Consider the following 21,965-nt stretch of genomic DNA (forward strand, 5'->3'; position numbering starts at 1 on the left):
CTGTCGTTTTGGAGCCCCATTACGACACTTCGCGCTACCTAGTTGGGAACCAGCCCCGGGAAAGTAGGGCCTGCCGCACCTTGCCCACGGCCGTCCGCGCATCGTTTTCCATATGCAGCTTTGAGATGCGGACCAGCAACCAGCCAGCGCGGCAGTAGTCCTCCTCGCGGGTTATGTCCCGCACGATTCGGCCGGGGTCCGAGTGCACCTCACCGTCGTACTCCACAGCCACCTTCTGTTGCGGGTAGCTCATGTCAGGTTGGCGTACGACGCCGGGCCTCAAGGCGGTAGGTACGTTCAGTTCCGGTTCGGGCAGTCCGCTGTCCCTTATGGCAAGCCGCAGACGCGTTTCGGGCGCAGAGTCCGAGCCGACTTTTGCCTGCTCCAGAGCGAGCCGGGCTTTCCTGATGCCCGGCGTGCCTTTGTGCCGGTCCAGCATGTCCTCCAGAACCTCAAGGGTTGCGAAGGGGTCCGAGCGGCCCTCCAAGTCCGGCCGCGGGATACGCAGGAGGTGGTCAGCCACAACTGTCAGCTCATTGATGCTCATCAACCGGGAGCAGTCGAGCCATGTCCTGGCCCGGGTTGTGATCAGCAGCCCATGCAGTGTAGTGATTTCATCGGCAAAGAACTGGCCTCGATGCCCCTTCACGCCGGGCCGGCGCATGATCGCCACGGAGTCAGGGCGGGAGACGTGGAGCAGCGGGACGTCTGTTCCCGGCATGTATCCAGGAAACTGCCACAACAGGAATGCGGAGGCGTGGGAGGCGGCAGCAAGATCCGTCACCAGGGTGTACGGGCGGATTTGTGGCCCAAGGTCGGAGGTATCGGTCGCCTCGGGCACCCGGACTCCGCGGCTGGGCCGCTGCAGCCCTTGGTGACGGAGCCTCCGCTGGCTGATGCCGGCGTCGGCCGCTTCCTGCAGAGTGAATGGAAGCGAAGCCAAGGGTTCGGGAAGAGGGGCTGGAACCTTCATGAACCCATCGTTACAGCCGAGAGCCAACGCTACGGCGGTTATCCACAGGTAGGCCCCGGTCTGCTCAACTAGGTAGCGCTAACTGCCGTTTTGAGGGGTCAAAACGGCAGTTAGCGCTACCTAGTTGGGAGGCTAGGAGGCAGGGCTGGCGGCGAGGCTTGCCAGGGTGGATACCAGCAGCCGGCGTTCCACCACCTTGATGCGCTCGTGGAGGGTTTCCTCGGTGTCGCCGTCCTCGATGGTGACGGCTTCCTGGGCGATGATGGGACCGGTGTCCACACCGGCGTCGGCCCAGTGCACCGTGCAGCCTGTGACCTTCACCCCATACGCCATGGCATCCCGCACGCCGTGGGCTCCCGGGAAGGCGGGGAGCAACGCCGGGTGGGTGTTGAGGTACCGGCCATGGAAGGTGTCGATAAATTCTGCGCTGACGATCCGCATAAAGCCCGAGGAGACCACAACGTCCGGGGCGTAGGAGGCCACCCGCGCGGTAAGCGCGGCATCCCATTCGTCCCGGGTGGGGAACGAGTTGAAGTTGACCACGAACGTCTCCAGCCCGGCTTCGGAGGAACGCTCGACGCCGTACGTCCCCTCGCGGTCCGCGCCCACGGCAGCGATCTCGACGTCGAGCTCCCCTGCCTTGACCGCGTCGATGACTGCCTGGAGGTTGGACCCGGTTCCGGAAACGAGGACTACGATGCGCATTGGTCTAGCTTATGGGCACGCTCGCGTAGGCTGGAAAACATGAACAGCACCCCGGAACCGGCGCAGCAGCAGCGGACCAAACCTCCGCTCAGCGAAGCAGCGAAAGCCTCGCTCGCCCGGACCCACACCCTGTTCCGGATGTTCGTCGTTTCGGTTCTTGGCGCGTTCTTCGTCTACCAGCTCGACGTCAACTACCTCTGGCTGACAACCATCCTCACCGTCGCCAGCCTGGTCTTGGGCGTACTCCTGCTGGTCCGCTCGGCACGCTTGAGGGAGTCCAGGCTGGTCCTCATCGGCACCATCTCGGGCCTGGTGGTCTCCGCGATCCTGGTGCTGCTGATTGTGGTGACGGCGGTGTTCTTCGACGAAGTGCGCACCTACCAGGAATGCGTTGGCCGGGCCCTCACGGACCAGGCCCAGTCCGCATGCCGGGTGCAGCTGGAACGTTCACTGCCCACCCAGCTCCCGTAGGACAGCAGGGGAAACGGCGCAGCAATTTAGCGGACCAGGTCCGCCGCGTCCTCTACGTTGACAGCCCGCTCGCGCTCCAGCCATGGGCCGGCCGCGTAACCGATAACGACGCCGGCACCCACCTCCGCCGCCACCCAGACTCCCGTCCAGAAGGGGTCAGGACCAATGGCCGTCAGGCGTCCAATCCCGGCCGAGCCCCCGGCCAGCCACGCGAGCGCTACGGTCAGCAGTCCCGCGGCCAGTCCTGTCAGCGCCCCCAGCACCAATGTGGATGCCGTTGCCGTGAACCAGCGTGCCCGGATTTTGATGGACAGCCATTCGTCGAAATGATTCTCGCCTTCGCGCAGGAACCACCAGCCGGCCAAAACACCGGCCAGCACGGGGACCACCAGGGCAACGAAGGCGTAGTCCAGCGGCCCGCTGGGGATCGCCGCCAGCACGGGAATGGAGGGCAGCGGCCCGACGGCGGTGCCCAGCGGACTCACCTGGGAACCGACGCCCACGGCAAAGCCTGAGCCCGATATCCAGGCGAGGGCGAAAACCACCAGGTTGGGCAGGTAGCCGAGCTGTGCAACGGTGAGGGCGGCACCTCCGACAGCGCCGGCGTCGAGCGCTTCATAGACGGCAACCACAAGGTTCCAGTGGATGAACAGGTCCACCGCCAGCAGCGCCGAGGCAAGCGCAAGGGCAGACACGATGGCCACAAAACCTGCCTTCGCCGCCGACGCAAGGTAGGAGCCCGCCCAGCGTGAGTGCTGGCTGGTCCGCGAAATCCAGTCCACGGCGTCGACGCCGATGAGCCGGCTCCAGGACCCGGCCTCGCGGCGGGCACCGACCACCATTCCCAGGGCGTAGGGAACCAGGGGAACCAGCAGGGCGTATCCCAGGTTGATCGCGACGTCGGCGGTGCGGCAGATGAAACCGGTGGCCGCACCAAAGGCTGCATACACCACCCACGATCCCAGCAGGGCTTGCCAGAGCTGATCAGTATACGAGGCGCGCGCCAGACGCCGTCCGGCGCGCCAGGCCAGGAGGAACGGTATAAGTGTCAGGCCCAGCGGTATGAGCGTCAGGAATTTACCGTCCGCCTGGGCGGCTGTGCCGGATCCTGCGGCGGTGAGCTCAAGCGGTACCCCGTGAACCAGCAGCCAGGACTGGCCGGCCAGCCGCGCGAGGACGTCGAACTGCGCGTTCTGGAAGCCCGCGGTGGCCCAGACGGCAATGATCGGAACCATCACCACCAGGGCGGAAATGAACGCTGCCTGGGCCGTTTCGAGGGCACCCTGCAGCCATAGGGGCATGGGAAGGCCACGGTCTCCGGTCTGATCAGCGCGCAGTTTCATCGTGTTCCATGGTGTCACGCCCGGACCTGCCTGCCCGGAAGCGACAGGCTCCGCGCCCGTCTCGAAACTCACTTAAGGCCAACTGTCACGGAGCTTTTTTGAAAGGTCCGCCGTAAAATTGGACTTACTGTAAGCGCCGGCACCTGCAATGGGTGCATCGGGATTGTGGCTGGCCCCTCAGCGGAGAGCAGGGCCGGCAAGGGGCCCGGAATCCGTAAGCCGGGAAACAGGAGCCGCGAATGAGAGATGAACAATAAGTTCTGAAGATATTCGTCCTACTGGCTGGTGCAGTCGCCGCTTCGGCACGGCTGCACCAGCGTTTTTAATGTCTGCACGCACAGCAACGCCGGGAGCCTCCAAGTAGCTCCCGGCGTTGTCTGCTCTGGGCGGCGGCTGGCCACCGGTCCGTCTGCGGCTTCCGCTGTCAGCGCATCAGGACACCATTCAGTACTGGGTCAGATCCGGCGGTCATCGTCGATGCCGCGCCGCCGGTCGTCGTCGATGCCGTCCGCTTCAATGCGTTCCTTGCGGACTTCCTCGTTGACCGTGACGTCGTCCTGGACCACGTCCTTGTCGAGGCGGACCCGCTCCACCGGAACGGCTTCCTTCTGCACCACGGGGCGCTCCTCGTGGAGGGTCACCTCGTGCTCCTCTTCGCTGATGTCCGGTCCGGACATCGCTGCGCCGCGGTTGGCGTCGGTAATGGGTTCGCGCTCCAGGCGGACCTCTTCGCGCTGCACGGGCACCGTCTTGGTGACGTTCTCCGTGGTGACGTACTTGCGCAGCCGGACCCGGCCGGTGGCCTCGCGTTCGGTGCCGACGTGCAGCCGTTCCTCGGAACGGGTCATCGCGTCGTCAGTGTTGGGCCCGGACGTGTCGTGGCCGACGGTGCCGCGGGAGGTCGTGTCACGATCGAGGTCACGATCGCGGTCAATACCCGTGGTGGGGGTGCCGGCGTTGAGGTCGGCGTCGCCCTGCAGATCCACATCTTCCCGGGCATCCGAGTAGGTACGGGCTCCGCGGTCGTAGTAGGTGTAGAGGCGGTCCTCTTCCTCAGGGGTGAGGTGGCCGTCCACGTCTACCCGCGGTGCGTCCTTGACGTGTTCCTTGGTGTAAGGCACCACCAGGTCATCGCCCTGGCTGTGCGCGCCTTCGACGGGAACGAAGGACTGGGAAGTGCCGAAAAGCCCCGTCTTGACGGTGACCCATGTGGGCTCACCGGTGTCGTCGTCCGCGTAGAGCTGACCGATGGAGCCGATCTTCTCGCCATCTGAGCCGACGACGTTGCCGTTCCTGTTGAGCAGGTCTTCAATGTTTTCCCTGTTGAGCATGACGTCTCCTTGGATGTGTCGGTGCACTGGGTCGGCAGCAATGGAGTTGACCGGCGCCGGGGAGTCCCCGGCACACGGCCTCTGCCCCGGCTGCTTGAGGCTTTATGTTCGCTGCCCCTACACCCTAAGCATGCTTAGCATCAAAAGGAAAGCCTACTTAGTAAATTTTCTCCGATTGCAGGGAAACATGCCTGTGCTCAATGCCGAGAAGCGAGGCAGCGGCGCCGAAATCAGCGGCCCGGTGGCCCAGGCAGAGGGCCCAGTGATGGCCTATACCGGTCTGGCTCCACCGGTCAACCCAGAGTCCCGGGTCGCCGCCGAAATGTACCCGGGAGGTGGTGTTTCCGATTTCCAGGAGCGGTCCCGGGACTACTTCGCCTTCCGAGGTGACGAAGACGTAGGTGCCGTCCGGGTCCTGGCCGAGGCCAAAGGTGGTGACCGGGCCCTGCCGGACGTCGAATTCGACCGAAACGCCCCAGCCGCGCTTGCCGTGGTAGGTGCCCAGCCCGCGCAGGAGAGGCTCCCTGGCGGAGACGGCCAGGTGTGCCGGGCCGTCGTGCCCCATCTCCACCACCCCGTCAAAGAAGTTGAGCGCCTGGATCTCGGTGAACGAACCGCCGGCTCCGATGGCTTGCGCTGCCAGCATGGCGATCGAGGTCCGCAGCTCGTACTCCCCCGCCATCGGGATTCCGCGGGCCGTGAGGATGGAGGAGCCCAGGATCATGCCCGCCCCCAGCCGCTCGTGCTGCTCCCCGGCCAGCCCACGGTGGTAGTAGGCCACGGAGTCCAGGTCAAAGTCCTCCACCAGCCGGTCCAGCCCAACAGAAACCCTGGCACCCCAGGCGAAATCGTCGTCGTTGACGGACTCATCAAGCACAAACAGGCTCCGGGCCAGGTCAAGGCGCTCCGAGACTTCCGCGGCGGTCACCGCGTTCACCCGTTCGCGCAGGTCATCAAATTCCAGGACTTCCACGTGTGAACCGAACGTGGTTAAAACGCCCGTCAGGTCCGTGGAGACGTCAAGCATGCCCGGGTAGAGGTGCCCCATCAGGCCGTGCCGGGCATTCCGGAGCCGCGCACGGACACCGGCGGCGTGCACCCACTGGTTGATCCGGTCCCAGGCTGCTTCCTGTTTCAGGTGCCCCGAGACGGAGCGGAACTCGATCCCGGCGCGGCGGAACACGTTGGCGACCTCGGGCACCGGGCACTGTCCGCAATAGGCAAGCCATTGTCCGGTGCCGAAATTCGCGTGGTCCATTGCCTCCGTCGGCTGGAGATCGATGACCAGCACCGGGGTGCCTGCGCGCTGGGCGATGGGAAGGACCATGGAGGAGGTGAGGTAGGTGGCCAGGAAGATGACAATCAGGTCGCAGTCGGCCACCCTCAGCTTTTCCCCTGCCCTGGCGGCTTCGGGCGCGTCGGAGATAAAGCCGGCGTCGACCACGTCGGCGTCCAGTTCCCTCAGCCTGCCGGTGACGTAGCGGGCCGATTCCTGCAGTTGCGGCAGGAGCCCGGGGAACTGCGGCCAGTAGGCTCCCAGTCCCCCTGAGACCAGACCGATCCGGGTGGGCCGGCGCCGGTGGGGCGTCAATAACTCTGCTGAGCGGTTCGTAGCTGCCAACGTGCACGGCCTTCCGGCTCGGAATGTTCAGCGGAAAAACAGTCGATGCAACCGCAGGGGTCCACACCGGGCCAACCGGCCCGGAATGGACCCCGTTCGGCGCTAGAAGTCGTACTGGTCGATGTTGTCCTTGTTGAAAACGGTCGGCGGGCCCACGATGACCAGTCCGCCTTCCTCAACCGTGCGGTCTCCCAGTTCGCCTGCCGTGAAGGTGTCCCCTGCGGCTCCGGTGATCTTTCCTTCCACCAGTGCCTTGCCGGCAAAGGCAGCCACGTAGCCGAGCTGGGCCGGATCCCACAGTGCGAATTCCGTCACGGTTCCGTCCTTGACGAACGGCCGCATTTCATTGGGCAGGCCCAGGCCCGTCAGTGCCACCTTGCCCTTGTAGGCCGACGTGGAGAGGTAGCGGGCCGTGGCGGCAATGCCCACGGTGGTGGGCGAGATGATGCCCTTCAGGTTCGGGTGGGCCTGCAGCAGGCCCTGGGCTTCCTGGAAGGACTTGGTGTCGTCGTCATCGCCGTAGACCTTGGCCACCAGCTTGATGTCCTTGTAGGCCGGGTTGGTGTTGAGGTCCTCCTCCATGAACTTGATCCACTCGTTCTGGTTGGTGGCGTTAGCGGTGGCGGACAGGATGGCGATTTCGCCGGATCCGCCGATCTGCTCCGCGATCAGCTTGGTCTGGATGAGCGCCACCTCCTTGGCCACGACCTGGCTGATGAAGACGTCGCGGCAATCGGGGTTCGCGTCGGAGTCGAACGCCACAATCTTGGCACCCGCGGACCGTGCCTCGCCGAGGGCGGTGCACACGGCGTCGGGATCATTGGCGGCGATGACGATGACGTTCGTCCCCGCCTGGGTTTCGGCGTTGATGAAGGACACCTGGCTGGAGGCAGACGCTTCAAGCGGGCCCACCACCTGCGAGGACGCAAATCCTGCTTCCTCCGATCCCTTCTTGCCGCCGCCGAGGACAACGTCCGTATACGGGTTGTTCAACTGCTTGGGGATGAACGTGATCTTCTGCTCCTCGACGGGGGCGGAGGTCTCCCCCTGGGTCCCCCCACCGCCGGCGCACCCTGTCAGGGCCAGCGCTGCCGCAGCGGTCAGGGTGACCAGCGGGACCATGCGCCCGCCGAGTCCGGTGTTTTTGCGGTTAAACATCATTGTTTTCCTTCTCCTTGGTGCGGTCGGTTTTTTGGACGCGGTGAGGGGCTGTGCTGCCTCCGCCGGTGTCCCGGGAAAAGCTGCGGCGGACCCGCCGGGTGTGCCGCCACTCCTTGATGCCCGACCCAATACTGGGAGCCACCACGGAAGCGATGAGCAGCAGTCCGGTCACGGTGATCAGGACGACGTCGGACACGCGTCCCAGGCGCAGGGCGTAGTTGAGGGTGCCGATCAGCAGGACGCCGGCGATGACACCGGGAATGGTCCCCTTGCCGCCGAAGATGGACACGCCGCCCAGGAGGACGGCGGCGATCACGGCGAGTTCCAGGCCGGAGGCGTTGTCGCTGCGTGCGCTCGTGTACCGCAGCGTCCAATAGATTCCGGCCAGGGATGCAACCACGCCCGATGCCACGTACAGCCAGAACTTGCTGCGTGCCACCTTGATGCCCACGAACGTGGCGGCTTCCTTGCTGTAACCCATCGCGTAGAGACCGCGTCCGAAGGGCGTGAAGTGCAGCAGGATGCCGAAAAACAGCATGACAAGGACGACGCCGATCATCACCGTCGGGATGCCCGTCCCGCCCAGCTTGGAGGTGAAGAAGGCGGTCAGTTCCTTTGGGAAGTTGGCCACGGCGTTGTCGCCGATCACCACGAGGGCGAGTCCACGGAACAGGGCCAGGGTTCCGATGGTGACTGCCAGTGACGGCAGGCCCAGGACGGCGATCAGGAATCCGTTGAACATGCCTGCTGCCGTTCCTGCGAGCAGGCAGATGGCGAGCACCAGCCAGATGTCCATCCCGCCCGCCCACAGGACACCCATCAGGGCGCTGGTCAGCCCGGCGGTACTGGCCACCGAAAGGTCGATCTCACCCGTGATGATGATCAGCGTCATGGGCATCGCGATGAGCAGCACAGGTATGACATCCAGGAGCAGGAAGCCGGTGGTGACCGGGGAGGCGAACCGTGGGATGGTGATGGCTGCGTAGACCAGGAATGCCAGGAGGGCGTAGATGGTGATGGCGTCGCGGCTGGCCAGGATCCGGGCTGCCCCTGTCCTGCCCTTCGGCTCGTCCGCAAGCGGTTTGGTGCTGTCTGCGACCGCCGCGGCCGGCGCCGGTTTGCTCCTGGGGGTGGTGGTTTCAGACATTGCGTGCCTCGCTTATCCGCAGTTTCTTCGCTGTCCGAAGGCTGGCCAGGCGGTCGATGATGATGGCGGTGAGGATGAGGATGCCCACAATCGCCTGCTGCCAGAACTTGTCGACCCGCAAGGCGGTGAGGGAGCTGGTGATGGTGGTCAGGAGCAGTGCACCCAGGGCGGCTCCGGCAACGGTTCCGCTGCCGCCGAAGATGGCGACGCCGCCCACCACCGCCGCCGCAACGACGTCCAGTTCCATGCCGGTTCCGGTGGTTGCCCCCACTGAGTTGAAGCGGCTGGCGTAGAGCACTCCGGCCAGGCCGGCGAGCGCGCCGTTGGCAAGGAACGCCAGGAACACCCGCTTGGATACCTTGATGCCGAAGACCGTGGCAGCGTCGGGGTCCGAGCCGATGGCGTACAGGTCCCTGCCGGGGCGCGTCCCGGCCATGTAGACCGCCACCGCTACCACCACCGCGATGGCCAGCAGGGTGATGATGGGGAATCCGAGCACGGTGTCCACGGACAGGGCACCGAAGGCTTCCGGCCGGTCTCCGGCGAAGTACTGTTTGCCCCCGGCCCAGGCGTTGTTGAGGCCCCGGAACACGTAGAGCGTGCCGAGGGTGATGACCAGCGCCGGTACCTTGGCCACGGTCACCAGCAGCCCGTTGATGGATCCGAGCAACGCACCGAAGGCCATCCCGACGACGAGGACGGCGAAGATGGGCAGGTCCGGCATCGCCGCAAAAATGGACCCCGTGCCGAACGCGACGAGCCCCAGCATGGAGCCCACCGAGAGGTCGATGTTCCGCGTGATGATGAGCAGGGTTTGTCCGGCCGCGAGGATCATGATGATGGTCGCGTTCAACAGGAGGTCCTTGACCCCCTGCGGCGACAGGAACAGCGGGTTATTCAGGTACGTGATCAGCACCAGCAGGGCCAGCGCAATCAGGACGGGAAGCTCACGCAGCCGCAGCACGGAGCCAAGCGCGCCTCCGCCGGCGCGCACCGCCGTCGTGTCCGGTTCCCGGTGGTCGATGGTGGAGCTCATTCCGTCACTCCCGTGGATGATGTTGCGGCATGCATAACGGATTCGGGATCGGCGGCAGCACGGTCCAGGTGGGCTGTGATGCGGCCCTCGCGCATGACGAGGACCCGGTCCGCCATGCCCAGGACCTCGGGCAGTTCGGACGAGATCATCAGGATGGCGATCCCCCGCACCGCCAGGTCTGAGATGAGCCGGTGGACTTCGCTCTTGGTGCCGACGTCGATGCCACGCGTGGGTTCGTCGATGATCAGCAGCCGGGGGTCCGTCGCCAGCCACTTGGCGAGCACCACCTTTTGCTGGTTCCCGCCGGAGAGGGTGGAGACGGCGTGCTCCTGGGAACCGGCCTTGACCTGCAGGCGCTTGCTCCACTCCTGGGCAGCGCGGCGCTCTTTGGCACCGTTGATGAGTCCCGCCGTCAGGAATTTTTCCCGAAGCGTCAGGGTGACGTTGCGGGCCACCGACAGGTTCATCACCAGCCCCTGCTTGCGGCGGTCCTCCGGGACAAACCCGAGGCCGGCCGCGATGGCAGCCTGCGGATCGCGCGCCTTCAAGGGTTTGCCCTCCACTTCGATCCGCCCCGAATCGTAGGGGTCGATCCCGAACACGGCGCGGGCAACTTCGGTGCGGCCTGCCCCCACCAGTCCGGCCAGGGCGACAATTTCGCCGGCGCGGACCTCGAAGCTGATGTCGCGGAAAACCCCGGCACTGCTGAGCCCCTCGACCTTAAGCACCGTGTGGCCGATCTCCGCCTCCGCCTTGGGAAACAGCGTGGCGATGTCGCGGCCCACCATCTCGCGGACAATCCGTTCAACCGTGACGTCGGCGGTGCGGTGGGTGGCGATGTACCGGCCATCCCGCATGACGGTGATCCGGTCGCAGAGGTCAAATACCTCGTCGAAGCGGTGCGAGATGAACAGGATTCCGGTCCCCTTGTCCCGCAGGGCGCGGGCCACGGCGAAGAGCCTGTCCACTTCCACCCCACTGAGCGCGGCGGTGGGCTCATCCATCACTAGGACTTTCGCATCGAGGGAAATGGCTTTTGCGATTTCGATGATCTGCTGGTCCGCGATGGAGAGTCCCTCTGCCACCCGGGACGGATCGATGGGGACCCCCAGCCGCCTGAACAGTTCCGCGGCCTGGCGCCTCATCTCGCTGCGGCTGATGAGCCGCGAGCGCCCTTTCGGCTGCCGGCCGATGAAGATGTTTTCCGCGACCGTCAGGTCCGGGAACAGCGTGGGCTCCTGGTAGATGACCGATATTCCGGCTGCCTTGCTCTCGGCCACGTTCCGGAAATGGACAGGCTCCCCGCTGAGCCGGAAGTCCCCGGAGTCCGGGTGGTGGAGGCCGGCGAGGATCTTCACCAGCGTGGATTTGCCGGCACCGTTTTCCCCCACTAGGGCGTGGATTTCCCCGGCCTGGATTTCAATGGTGCCGTCCGCCAGTGCGACCACCGGGCCGAATGTCTTGGCGGCGTGGGTCAGCGAAAGCACTGTCTCCTGCGGCCGTTCCCCAGATCCGGGAACCGCATGTGCATTCGGAGTTTGCTGCATAGAGTAACCGCGCCTTCGAGGTTTACGAGCTTGGAATGAATCGTTTCAGAACTCCTATGTGGTTTGAATCATAAGACCGCCCACCAGCGCCGTCAATAGAATCAGGGGCCGGTGCAGGCATTCGTAACCGATCTGTGCTGGGGCGGCATCCGCGGCAGTTCCGCCCGGGCCCTTGGCCGGCCTGGCACGCCCAGGCGGCGCCCTTCCTGTTCACCCAACCTTTCCCTCGGGGTAACGCCTTCTCCCCCGCCGTGTCAGGCCCGGCGCCCAGCGTGGAGGGGTGAGGATCGCAATTGTTGCTGAATCATTCCTGCCACTGATGAACGGGGTGACGCATTCCATCCTGCGGGTGCTTGACCACCTGCAGGAACGGGGCGACGACGTCCTGGTCATTGCACCGTCCACGCAGGACGGGGAGGCGCCGGACCAGGTCAAGGGCGCACACATCCACCGGCTTCCCGCCGTCCCGCTGGCGGGATACACGAACGTTCGCGTGGCGATGGGCGGTGTGTACCGGGTCAAGCGAATCCTTGCCGACTACGCACCGGACGTGGTCCATCTGGCGTCGCCGTTCGTCCTCGGCTGGCGGGCGGCCCAGGCGGCCCACCAGCTGGGTATCCCCACGGTGGCCATCTACCAGACAGAGGTCCCCAGCTATGCCGCCCGGTACGGGGTCCCGTTCCTGGAGAACTGGGCCTGGAACCGGGTGGAAAACATCCATCTGCTTGCCTCCCGCACCCTGGTGCCCTCAACGTTCGCGCTGAACCAGTTGCGCGGCCGCGGCATTCCCCGGGTGAAGATGTGGCGCCGCGGCGTGGACACCGCCCGGTTCTCACCGGAAAAGCGCGACGACGGGTGGCGGGCTGCGGTGGCGCCCGGCGGTCAGCGGATCATGGGCTATGTAGGCAGGCTTGCCGTGGAAAAGCAGGTTGAGGACCTGGCCGCCCTGGCCGGAGTGCCGGACGCCAGGCTGGTGATCGTGGGAGACGGGCCGCAGCGTGCAGCGTTGGAAGATGCGCTGCCGGACGCCGTTTTCACCGGTTTCCTGGGCGGTGACGAGCTGGCACGCACCGTTGCCTCCTTCGACCTTTTCGTCCACCCGGGCGAGTTCGAAACGTTCTGCCAGACCATCCAGGAAGCCATGGCATCGGGCGTCCCCGTGGTGGCCACCGGCCGCGGCGGACCCCTGGACCTGGTCGAAAACTCGCGGACGGGCTGGCTCTACGAACCCGGCGACCTTGCAGGAATGCGTGCCCGCGTGCTGGACCTCATGGGCGATGACGCCAAGCGCCGGGCCTTCGCGGCCGCTGCCCATGCATCTGTTCAAAACAGGACCTGGCCGGCGCTGTGCGCCGAGTTGGTGGGGCACTATACGGACGTGATGGCGGACAGGCCGGCAGCACAGGGATCGGGTTCACGGGCAGGGGCAATCCAATGAAAATTTCCGTCATCGGCTGCGGCTACCTGGGCGCCGTCCACGCCGCCACCCTGGCATCCATGGGCCACAGCGTGGTGGGCGTCGACGTCGATCCGGCCAAGGTCAGCCAGTTGGGCGGCGGTGTGGCCCCGTTCCACGAACCCGGCCTGGACGAACTCCTCCAGGACGGGCGGGCCAGCGGAAGGCTGCGGTTCTCCACCGACATGGCGGACGCCAAGGGCGCGCAGGTCCACTTCCTCTGCGTGGGCACCCCGCAGGACAAAACGTCCGACGCCGCCGACCTCACCTTCCTGGTCTCCGCCACGGAAGCCCTGCTGCCGCACCTGGCCGCGGGCGCCGTCGTCGTCGGCAAATCCACGGTGCCCGTCGGCACCGTGGCGATGCTCCGCGGTGTGCTGTCCACGCGCCCGGACGTGCGGCTGGGATGGAACCCGGAGTTCCTCCGGCAGGGTACAGCCGTGAAGGACTCACTGGTTCCCGACCGCCTGGTTTATGGCGTGGAGGGCGGCCGCGCCGCTGCCTTCGGCCCGTCGTCGGGAGCGCCGCTTGGGGTCACCGCCGCGCTGGACGCCGTGTACGAGCCCCTGCTCCGGGCAGGGATCCCGCGGCTTGTCTGCAACTTTGCCACCGCGGAGCTCATCAAGTCGGCGGCGAATGCGTACCTGGCCACCAAGGTCAGCTTCATCAATGCCGTGGCCGAGTTGTGTGACGCCTCCGGTGCGGACGTTGCGGAACTCAGCGAGGCGATGGGACTGGACCCGCGGATCGGGAGCCGGTACCTGCACGCCGGGCTGGGCTTCGGCGGCGGCTGCCTGCCCAAGGACATCCGCAGTTTCCGGAGCCAGGCCGCAGACCATGGCGTTACAGCGGTGGAGGACTGGATGCGGCTGGTGGATTCGGTGAACCTGGGACAGCGCACCCGGACGGTTGGACTGGCCGCAGAGCTCTGCGGCGGCAGCCTCGCCGGCCGCTCCGTCACGGTCCTCGGCGCCTCGTTCAAGCCGGACACGGACGATATCCGTGACTCGCCCGCCCTCGATGTGGCAGACCGGCTGGCTGCCGCCGGCGCGCATGTGACGGTGACGGATCCGAAAGCCGTGAACCATGCCTGGCGGCGCTACCCGCGGCTGCGCTTCGAAGCCTCCACCGAGCGCGCCCTCGAGGGGGCCGAACTGGTGCTGCTGCTCACCGAGTGGGAGGACTACCGCCGCCTCTCCCCGGCAGCGGCCGCTTCGCTGGTCCGACGGCGGGTGGTGCTGGATGCGCGCAACGCGCTGGACGCCGCTGCCTGGCAGGCTGAAGGCTGGCTGGTGCGCGGCCTGGGCACATCGGCTGGCGCACCGATGGTCCAACCGGCGGAGGCCGCCTCCCGCTGACCTTGGCGCGTCAGCCCAGGAGTCCCAGTTCGGCAAACGCCAGTGCCACACCATTGCCGGCCGGGCCGGGAGTGAACCTGTCAGCGACAGCCAGCACGTCCGGGTGTCCGCCTTCAACGGCAATCCCGATTCCCGCGTACTCCAGCATTTCAATGTCATTGGCGCTGTCGCCGATGGCCACGATGTCCGCCCGGTCCAGCCCGAGACGGGCTTCCACCACCTGGATGCCCAGCGCTTTGTGGGTGCCGGCCATGTAGATCTCGCCGGCGCGGTCGCCCAGCGCCGAGAGGGAACTGGGGATCAGGCCCACCTCCGGGCCGAAGGTGTCCAGGAGTTCTGCCAGCGGCACCGGCGAGTCGAAGCAGGAAATTTTGGCGAACGAGGCGGAGCGCAGGTCGTCGCTGTACTGCATGGGCCCCAGGATGTCCTCAAGCGGATCCACGTCAGTGCTGAGGACTCCGTCGTGCCGTGGCCGGCCGGCGAACACAGGACCCAGCACCTGCCTCAGCCGCTGATCAACCCCTGTGCGGCCATGCAGCGCCTCCGGTGCTTCCAGTATGTAGGCGGCCTTATGGGCATCCAGCGTTTCCACGAGGCGCGCAGCCAGGTTCGGCTCAAAGCGGGTGTCCTTCAGGATCTCGCCGTTGAGCTCCACGCGGGCACCGGCCCCGGTGATGACGCCGTCGAATCCCGTTTCGAGGATGTGGCCGGGAACCATGGACAACGGCCGCCCGGTGCAGACAAAAACCAGGTGGCCGAGCGCGCGTGCTGTCCGGACAGCCTCAACGTGCGCTGCAGGTGCCAGCCCGTGGTCCGCGTACGTGCCGTCGATGTCGAGGAAGATGGCACGTGGCCGGACGGTTTGCTGGCTGGACATGCCGGGCTCCTTGGTCTGCTGCGGGGACACCCAATCCTATCGAAGGCGCACATTTGTGCGGGTTCGCACGATAAATGACCGGCATTCCTTGAGACGAAGTGACAGTCATCCTGTAATAAACAAAGCCTTGCAGAGAAGTAAGCACGCTGATTGAATTAGGACACCGGAAATGGGGGCCCGGCACAACTTACTGATTAAGGAGTGACAACATGGGCATTCTCGGATTTCTCATTTTGGGCCTGATCGCCGGAGCCATCGCGAAGGCAATCCTGCCGGGTCGTCAGGGCGGAGGCTGGGTGGTAACCATGGTCCTTGGCGTTGTCGGCGCCATTCTGGGCGGCTGGATCGGTTCGCTGATCTTTGGCGGCGGACTGGCGGAATTCTTCGATATCCGTACGTGGCTGCTGGCCATTCTCGGCTCCATCGTCGTACTGCTGGTCTACGGCGCAATCACCAACCGCAGCCACCGCAGGGTGTAACAGCACCTCATATTTCATCAACCTCAAACGCCGTCCTCCCATCCGGAGGGCGGCGTTTCTGCGTACCGCTGGCAACGGCCGGGCACCGTCCCGGGCAATTCCTTGGAAACCGATTCCTCCCCGCACCGCTAAATTTCCGCGTTCGCGTTTATGATGTCCGAGGGGGGTGGTGTTATGGCTGATTCCAGCCACGGCAATAAGGTGGCGGTCCGAACATTCGGGGCGGTCCTGGACGCCAACCCTGATGCCCTCCTGGCCGTGACAGCGGACGGCACCATCACGGTGGCCAACGCCGCGGCAGCCAGGCTCTTTGGGTTACCGCAGGAAGGGCTGGCAGGCCGCAACTATCGGACGCTCCTGGCTGCTGGCTTTAAGGATGAAGTGGACCAACTCTTCCGGCAGCTCATGGCCAGCCCCGGCGAATTTCCGCCGCCCCGGGAGATTAGCGGCCTAAACAGCGACGGCACCGAATTTTCTGCTGAAGTGGCAGGCTCGCTCCTCCCGACAGAGGGGCCGCAGGAAGCAATGCATGGCTCAGTCCCGCCGCAATCGACGGGAGGACAGACACGGCAGTACGACGGCGTTCCGGCCGGCACGCGGATGCTCCTGTCCGTCCGGGGTACTTCACACCGCCAGGCTGCGGACGCCGACCTGCGGGAGGCAATGTCCCTGCTGACGGCCACGCTGGAATCCACGGCGGACGGCATCCTGGTGATGAGCACAGACGGACACGTTGCCGGTTTCAACGACCAGTTCCTCACCATGTGGAACATCCCGCCGGAATTATTGGAGGGCGACAGCGAAGATCCCGTAATGCGGCTCATCATTGCCCAGGTGGCGGACCCCGTGGCGTTCATAGCCCGGCTTACCGAAGTGGAGGACGATCCTGCGGCAGAGAGCCACGACGTCCTGGAATTCAAGGACGGCCGCACCTTCGAACGCTACTCGCGGCCGCAGCGGGTGGGAGACAACATCGTGGGCCGGGTCTGGAGCTTCCGGGACGTGACTCCGCGCCGGAAAGCCCAGGAGCAGGCCCACCAGGCAATGCTTGACCTGGCTGCCCAGGCAGAGAAGCTCCGCGCCATGGCGTTCCAGGATCCGCTGACCGGCCTGGCCAACAGGGCCGTGTTTAATGACGGGCTGGCCGAGGCCCTGCAGGAGCCGCGGCTGAAGGCGGTGGACGTGCTGCTGCTGGACCTGGACGACTTCAAGGAAGTCAATGACATCCTTGGCCACCAAGCGGGCGACGACATGCTGATCGAGGTGGCCCGCCGGCTGCGCGGCTGCGTCCCCACCGCAGATGTTGTGGCCAGGCTGGGCGGTGACGAATTTGTGGTCCTGCTGACGGCATGCCCCGACGCCGACGAAATCGCCGCCTGCATTGTCCGCTGCCTCCACGTACCCGTGACCATCAACGGCACCGTGCTGCGGCCCAGCCTCAGCCTGGGGCTCGCGTCGCTAGGCCAGGACAGCGTGGGCCCGTCCGAACTCCTTCGCCAGGCGGACATCGCCATGTATGCGGCAAAGGCGGCGGGCAAGAACCGCTTCCTCCGGTTCCACCCCGACATGATGACAGCTTTGGTGAAAAGGACCGATATGGAAAGCGGGCTGCAGCAGGCTGTGGCGAATGGCGAGATCACCGTGGACTATCAGCCCATCGTTTCGCACCGCATGGGCCAGGTGGTCATGTTCGAGGCGCTGGCGCGGTGGGACCGCGGCGGCGAGCGGGTGCCGCCGTCGGTCTTCATCCCGCTCGCTGAGCGGACCGGCCTGATCAGCGAAATCGGGTCGGAAGTCATGGCGGCTGGCATGGTCCAGCTTGCAGGCTGGCTGAGCGAGGACCCGTCGCGGTCCCTCGCCGTGAACGTCTCCGGTGTGCAGCTCCAGGAGCGGGACTTCGCAGACACTGTCCTGCGCCTGGCGGAAGCGGCCGGCGTGGCACCCTTCCAGCTGGTCCTGGAAGTCACCGAGAGCGTATTTTTCGACGCCGACTGCAGCCTGATCAAGCAGCTCAGCACCCTGCGGGAGGCCGGCGCCCGGGTGGCCCTGGATGACTTCGGCACCGGCTATTCCTCGCTGGGTCGGCTGCAGGACCTGCCCGTCGATACCGTAAAGATCGACAAAACCTTCGTCTCCATGGTGCGTACCGGCAACGAGATGCTGCCCATCCTCAGCTCCATGATCAACATGGCGCAGAGCCTGGGCCTTGCCGTCATCGCCGAAGGCATCGAAACGGCCGCCCAGGCGGACTACCTCACGGCGCTGGATTGCGATTCCCTGCAGGGATACCTTTTCTCCCTTCCGGAGCCGGGCGAAAGGCTGGACCACGCCCTGCACCATGCCGAGGAAGCCCTGAACGCCCTCAAGGCGCGGTAGCGGGGCAAACGTGCGCCTGCCGGCCACCCCGCCGAGGGGTGTGAGGGATATCATGGGGGTGCGTCTCCGCCCAGGTCTCGGGCGGGCTCCGGTCTCAGGTTTTTGGGGTTCCGGGCGCAGCTGGAGGGAAGGGGACCTTCGTGTCTCGCACCGGTCTTTTGGAGCACCGGCCTGCCATCGGTAACGGGAGGGTCCGGCTGGGGTTGCCGGCTTTGCTGATTGCCGTGGCGCTGGCCGCGCTTGCCCTGTTTTTCGCAGCCAACAGCGGCACGCCCCCGGCATTGGTGACGGGGGATGTCCTCATCCTCGCGGCTTCCCTGCTGGCCGGGACGAGTTGCGCCCGTGCTGCCGCGCGTGGCGGAGTCAACGCCAGGGCCTGGATGTTCATGTCCGTGGCTGCCTTCGTGTGGGCCGCGGGCATGGCCCTTTATACCTACTATGGCCTCGCCTACAGCCATGTCTATCCCTTCCCGTCGCTCGCGGACGCCGGGTTCATCGCGTACTCGGTGCCCGCCGTCGCCGCGCTGTTTTCCTTCAAGAGGCGCGCCGGAAGCCCGGTGGCGCTGTACCGGGCGGTGATGGACGCAGCGGTCATCGCCGGCGCGGTGCTGGTGGTTAGCTGGTACACCGCGCTGGGGCCCGCGTCCAGTTCGGTGGGTGACCCGCTGGCGCGCCTCACCGGGATGGCCTACCCGGTGGTGGACGCGATCATCACGTCCCTGGTCCTGGTCCTTGCCATGCGGCGCCAGCCGGGTGAGCGTCTTCCGTGGCTGTGTTTCGGCGGCGGCCTGCTGGTCCTCGCCGTCACGGACAGCATCTACGTGAGGATGACGTTCGACGGTGTCACGGGCGCCACGGGTTCGCCGCTCGCCCTCGGTTGGATCATCGCCTTCCTCCTCATCGCCTTGTCGCCCCTGGCACCGTCCGTGGAGAGCGCCGGGCCGGACCGGCAGGGTTACACGCTGGCGCTGGAGCTGCTGCCCTACGCGCCGCTGCTGGTTGCGGTGATCATGTTCGCCGGGCCGCATCTTTACGAGCTGGAACCGTTCCTGCTGGTGGTGGGGGTCGCGGTGCTGGTGTGCGTGCTGGTCCGGCAGGTACTGATCGTCTTCGAGAACATCCGGCTCACCAGCGGCCTCGAGGAGGAAGTGGCGGTCCGCACCCGGGAGTTGGAGGCCGCCCGTGAAGCGGCCCTGGAAGCAAGCCGGCTCAAGTCCGAATTCCTGGCCACCATGAGCCACGAGATCCGCACGCCCATGAACGGCGTGGTGGGCTTGACGGCCCTGCTGCTGGAAACACCGCTGGATGACACCCAGAAGCAGTACGCCGAGGGCGTCAAGGGTGCCGGCGAGGCGCTGCTGGCACTCATCAACGACATCCTGGACTTCTCCAAGCTGGAGGCCGGCAAGGTGGACCTGGATATCCGCCCCTTTGATCCGCGCGTCCTGGTGGAGGAAGTGGCGGGCCTGCTTGCGGAACCGGCGCTGGCAAAGAACCTGGAGCTGATCGCCTACTGCGAGCCGGAGGTCCCGGCGCGGCTGGAGGGCGACTCCGGCCGGATCCGCCAGATCCTGCTGAACCTTGCCTCCAACGCGGTGAAGTTCACCGCATCCGGCGAGGTTGCCATCCGGGTGACGACGGAGAACCCCGGCGCGGGTCCCGGAAGCACCGCCGCCGTGTACTTCGAGGTGCGGGATACGGGCATCGGCATCGACCCCGCCCACCACCCGAAGCTTTTTCAGTCCTTCTCCCAGGCGGATGCCTCCACCACGCGCCGCTACGGCGGGACCGGCCTGGGCTTGGCTATCTCGCGCCGGCTGACGGAAGCGATGGACGGCGAGGTGGGCCTGCAGAGCGTGCCGGGAGAGGGCAGCACGTTCTGGTTCCGGCTGCCGCTTCCGGTGGCTCCGCCGTCCACGGACCCCGTGCCGGCCGCGGGTTTCCTCAACGGCCTGCGGGTGCTGGTGGTGGACGATAACGCCACCAACCGGCTGGTGCTCGAATCGCAGCTGCGGGGCTGGCGGATGCAGCCCGAAGCCGTGCCGGATGCCGGCTCGGCGCTGGCAAGGGCGCGGGAGGCGAACGCGGCCGGAGAACCGTTCCACCTGGCCGTGCTGGACTTCTGCATGCCGGACACCGACGGCCTGGAGCTGGCCCGGCAGATGAAGGCCGACGGCGGGCTGGCGGGGATCGAGCTCATCATGCTGACCTCCACCATGCAGGTGGACCCGGCGGAAATAGCAGGCGCAGGAGTGCGCGAGTGGCTGATGAAGCCGGTCCGCAGTTCCGAGTTCTACAACCGCCTGGTCCGCCTGATGTCCACCCGGGACCCTGCGCTCCCGGCAGGCGGGGCCAGCCACCTCGCCCGGGCCGCCGACCCGATGGACGCACCTACCCGTGGACGCATCCTGGTGGTGGAGGACAACGAAGTGAACCAGTTGGTGGCCAAAGCAACGGTCAGCAAGTTCGGGTATGCGGTGGACGTGGTGGCCAACGGCGCCGAAGCCGTTGCCGCCACCGATGCCTGCCGTTATGCCGCCGTCCTGATGGACTGCCACATGCCCGTGATGGACGGCTTTGAGGCCACCCGGGTGATCCGGGGCCGGGAGCTGGGTTACCGGCTGCCGATCATCGCTATGACCGCCGGCGCACTGGACGGGGACAGGGAGCGCTGCCTGGCAGCAGGCATGGACGATTACCTGGCCAAACCGGTGGATGCCGCGGCCTTGCAGGCGGCACTGACGCGTTGGGTTCCGGAACAGGTCCCCCAGCCGCTGGCCGTAACGGGCGGGCGCCCGGCAACCGCGGGGAGCAGCCGCCCGGCGCTGGACCAGGACCGGCTCGCCATGCTGCGGGAGCTTGGCACCGGTGATGGGCTGCTGCGTGCGGCGGCGGAGGCTTTCCGCAAGGACGCCCCGGGACGCATCGCGGCGATCCGCACAGCGATTGACGGCGGCGGCGGGCCGGCACTGGTGCAGGCCGCCCACGCCCTGAAAGGATCCGCAGCCAACATCGGCGCCAGCGCCGTCGCCGCTACCTGTGCGGAGCTGGAAGGCGTGGGCCGCAGCGGAACAAGCGGCGGCGCCGCGGATCTTCTCGCCCGCTTGGAATCGGAACTGCTGCAAGTGGACACCGAACTGGAGACCATGCTGGAGGTGCCGAAGTGAAAGTGCTGGTGGCCGACGACGATCCGGGCTCACTGCTGGTGGCCAGGGCCGCCGTCGAACGCTCCGGGCACGACTGCCTGGCGGCCGCGGACGGTGACGAGGCGTGGGCACTGTTCCGCGAACACCAGCCGGACGTGGTGGTCACCGACTGGATGATGCCCGGTATGGACGGGCTGGCGCTGTGCCGGTCCATCCGGGCGCGGGAGACGGACCTTTACACCTACATCGTGCTGCTGACCTCGCAGGGGTCCCGGGACGATGTGCTGGCGGGCCTGGAGGCCGGCGCGGACGACTACGTGACCAAGCCGCTTGACCCGTTCGTGCTGCGGGCCCGGCTCTTGGTGGCCCTGCGGATCACCACCCTGCACGCGGATCTGGCCCACTACCGGAAGGTACTCTCGCAGCAGGCGCGGACTGATCCCCTGACCGGGCTGCACAACCGGCTGAAACTCGCCGAGGACTTGGAGCAGCTGCACGCCCGCAGCGCCCGCTACGGCGAGGAGTACAGCCTTGCCATGTGCGATGTGGACAACTTCAAGGCCTATAACGACATTTACGGCCATCAGGCGGGGGACCTTGCGTTGCGGGCCGTGGCCGCGGCGCTGGCACGCCACGCACGGACGAGCGACGGCGTTTACCGGTACGGGGGCGAGGAATTCCTGCTGGTGCTGCCCAAACAAGGCCTTCCCGGGGCGAAGGCTTTGATGGAACGGACGCTGGCAGCCGTGCGGGAGCTGGGAATCCCGCATGTGGGCGACCCGTCCGGCCAGCTGCGGCTTAGCGCGGGAATCTCCACTTTCTCGGCACAGCACCCCGCCGACGCCGACACACTGCTGGGTGAGGCAGACGCCGCCCTGTATGCGGCGAAGGCGGCCGGCCGGAACCGGGTTGAGGTGGCCGGGTAGCCGCAGGCACGC

17 protein-coding genes are annotated in these 21,965 nt (G+C 66.3%); 7 read left to right on the plus strand and 10 right to left on the minus strand.

All coding sequences use genetic code 11. The features are described from left to right. Positions 1-34: 34 nt before the first annotated feature. Together B5520_RS04175 and purN are read right to left on the minus strand one after the other, a co-directional pair. Positions 35-973 (minus strand): hypothetical protein, encoded by a 939-nt coding sequence (locus B5520_RS04175; RefSeq protein WP_079595896.1) that lies wholly within the window; start codon positions 971-973, stop codon positions 35-37. Between the two features lie 132 nt (positions 974-1,105). Continuing rightward, a complete protein-coding gene (gene purN, locus B5520_RS04180; RefSeq protein WP_079595769.1) occupies positions 1,106-1,678 on the minus strand; it encodes a phosphoribosylglycinamide formyltransferase in 573 nt (190 codons plus the stop codon). 39 nt (positions 1,679-1,717) lie between these two features. On the opposite strand from purN, the gene B5520_RS04185 reads away from it, so the two are divergent. Beyond that, complete coding sequence (locus tag B5520_RS04185; protein WP_079595770.1) at positions 1,718-2,149, plus strand: hypothetical protein; 432 nt, start codon at positions 1,718-1,720, stop codon at positions 2,147-2,149. Positions 2,150-2,175: 26 nt separating this feature from the next. Here the strand turns inward: B5520_RS04185 and B5520_RS04190 are convergent, their stop codons facing one another. The 7 genes from B5520_RS04190 to B5520_RS04220 form a co-directional block, all read right to left on the minus strand. Beyond that, complete coding sequence (locus tag B5520_RS04190) at positions 2,176-3,492, minus strand: cell division protein PerM (RefSeq protein WP_079595771.1); 1,317 nt, start codon at positions 3,490-3,492, stop codon at positions 2,176-2,178. Positions 3,493-3,947: 455 nt separating this feature from the next. Next, positions 3,948-4,823, minus strand: coding sequence for a PRC and DUF2382 domain-containing protein (locus B5520_RS04195; protein WP_079595772.1), 876 nt, complete (start codon positions 4,821-4,823; stop codon positions 3,948-3,950). Between the two features lie 157 nt (positions 4,824-4,980). After that, on the minus strand, positions 4,981-6,414 hold the full coding sequence (locus B5520_RS04200; protein WP_254865453.1) for an L-fucose/L-arabinose isomerase family protein: 1,434 nt from the start codon (positions 6,412-6,414) through the stop codon (positions 4,981-4,983). Positions 6,415-6,546: 132 nt separating this feature from the next. Beyond that, entirely contained in the window at positions 6,547-7,605 is a 1,059-nt protein-coding gene (gene rhaS / locus B5520_RS04205; RefSeq protein WP_079595774.1) for a rhamnose ABC transporter substrate-binding protein, read from the minus strand. Further along, the gene (locus B5520_RS04210; RefSeq protein ID WP_254865454.1) at positions 7,595-8,752 is read right to left on the minus strand and encodes an ABC transporter permease; all 1,158 of its coding nucleotides are present in this window, start codon (positions 8,750-8,752) and stop codon (positions 7,595-7,597) included. Before B5520_RS04210 ends, rhaS begins: the two co-directional genes overlap by 11 nt. Then, positions 8,745-9,788: an ABC transporter permease gene (locus tag B5520_RS04215; protein ID WP_079595775.1), complete on the minus strand. Its 1,044-nt coding sequence runs from the start codon at positions 9,786-9,788 to the stop codon at positions 8,745-8,747. Before B5520_RS04215 ends, B5520_RS04210 begins: the two co-directional genes overlap by 8 nt. Continuing rightward, entirely contained in the window at positions 9,785-11,335 is a 1,551-nt protein-coding gene (locus tag B5520_RS04220; RefSeq protein ID WP_079595776.1) for a sugar ABC transporter ATP-binding protein, read from the minus strand. The genes B5520_RS04215 and B5520_RS04220 overlap by 4 nt, the downstream gene beginning before the upstream one ends. Before the next feature lie 280 nt (positions 11,336-11,615). Between B5520_RS04220 and B5520_RS04225 the strand changes: the two genes are divergently transcribed. Together B5520_RS04225 and B5520_RS04230 are read left to right on the plus strand one after the other, a co-directional pair. Further along, positions 11,616-12,773 carry a glycosyltransferase family 4 protein gene (locus B5520_RS04225; RefSeq protein WP_176156761.1) on the plus strand — a complete coding sequence of 386 codons (1,158 nt, stop codon included), beginning with the start codon at positions 11,616-11,618 and terminating at the stop codon, positions 12,771-12,773. Then, complete coding sequence (locus B5520_RS04230; protein ID WP_079595777.1) at positions 12,770-14,149, plus strand: UDP-glucose dehydrogenase family protein; 1,380 nt, start codon at positions 12,770-12,772, stop codon at positions 14,147-14,149. Before B5520_RS04225 ends, B5520_RS04230 begins: the two co-directional genes overlap by 4 nt. Before the next feature lie 10 nt (positions 14,150-14,159). On the opposite strand, the gene B5520_RS04235 is transcribed toward B5520_RS04230, so the two are convergent. Beyond that, positions 14,160-15,026 carry an HAD hydrolase family protein gene (locus B5520_RS04235; RefSeq protein WP_079595778.1) on the minus strand — a complete coding sequence of 289 codons (867 nt, stop codon included), beginning with the start codon at positions 15,024-15,026 and terminating at the stop codon, positions 14,160-14,162. 209 nt (positions 15,027-15,235) lie between these two features. On the opposite strand from B5520_RS04235, the gene B5520_RS04240 reads away from it, so the two are divergent. The 4 genes from B5520_RS04240 (at position 15,236) to B5520_RS04255 (ending at position 21,953) form a co-directional block, all read left to right on the plus strand. Further along, entirely contained in the window at positions 15,236-15,505 is a 270-nt protein-coding gene (locus tag B5520_RS04240) for a GlsB/YeaQ/YmgE family stress response membrane protein (protein ID WP_079595779.1), read from the plus strand. Positions 15,506-15,679: 174 nt separating this feature from the next. After that, positions 15,680-17,881 (plus strand): sensor domain-containing protein, encoded by a 2,202-nt coding sequence (locus B5520_RS04245; protein WP_079595780.1) that lies wholly within the window; start codon positions 15,680-15,682, stop codon positions 17,879-17,881. A 140-nt stretch (positions 17,882-18,021) separates the two neighbouring features. Then, complete coding sequence (locus B5520_RS04250; protein WP_254865455.1) at positions 18,022-21,048, plus strand: hybrid sensor histidine kinase/response regulator; 3,027 nt, start codon at positions 18,022-18,024, stop codon at positions 21,046-21,048. Then, positions 21,045-21,953 (plus strand): GGDEF domain-containing response regulator, encoded by a 909-nt coding sequence (locus tag B5520_RS04255; RefSeq protein WP_079595781.1) that lies wholly within the window; start codon positions 21,045-21,047, stop codon positions 21,951-21,953. Before B5520_RS04250 ends, B5520_RS04255 begins: the two co-directional genes overlap by 4 nt. Positions 21,954-21,965 lie beyond the last annotated feature (12 nt).

The sequence above is a fragment of the Arthrobacter sp. P2b genome (assembly GCF_900168295.1).
In the GTDB taxonomy this organism is placed as follows: domain Bacteria; phylum Actinomycetota; class Actinomycetes; order Actinomycetales; family Micrococcaceae; genus Arthrobacter.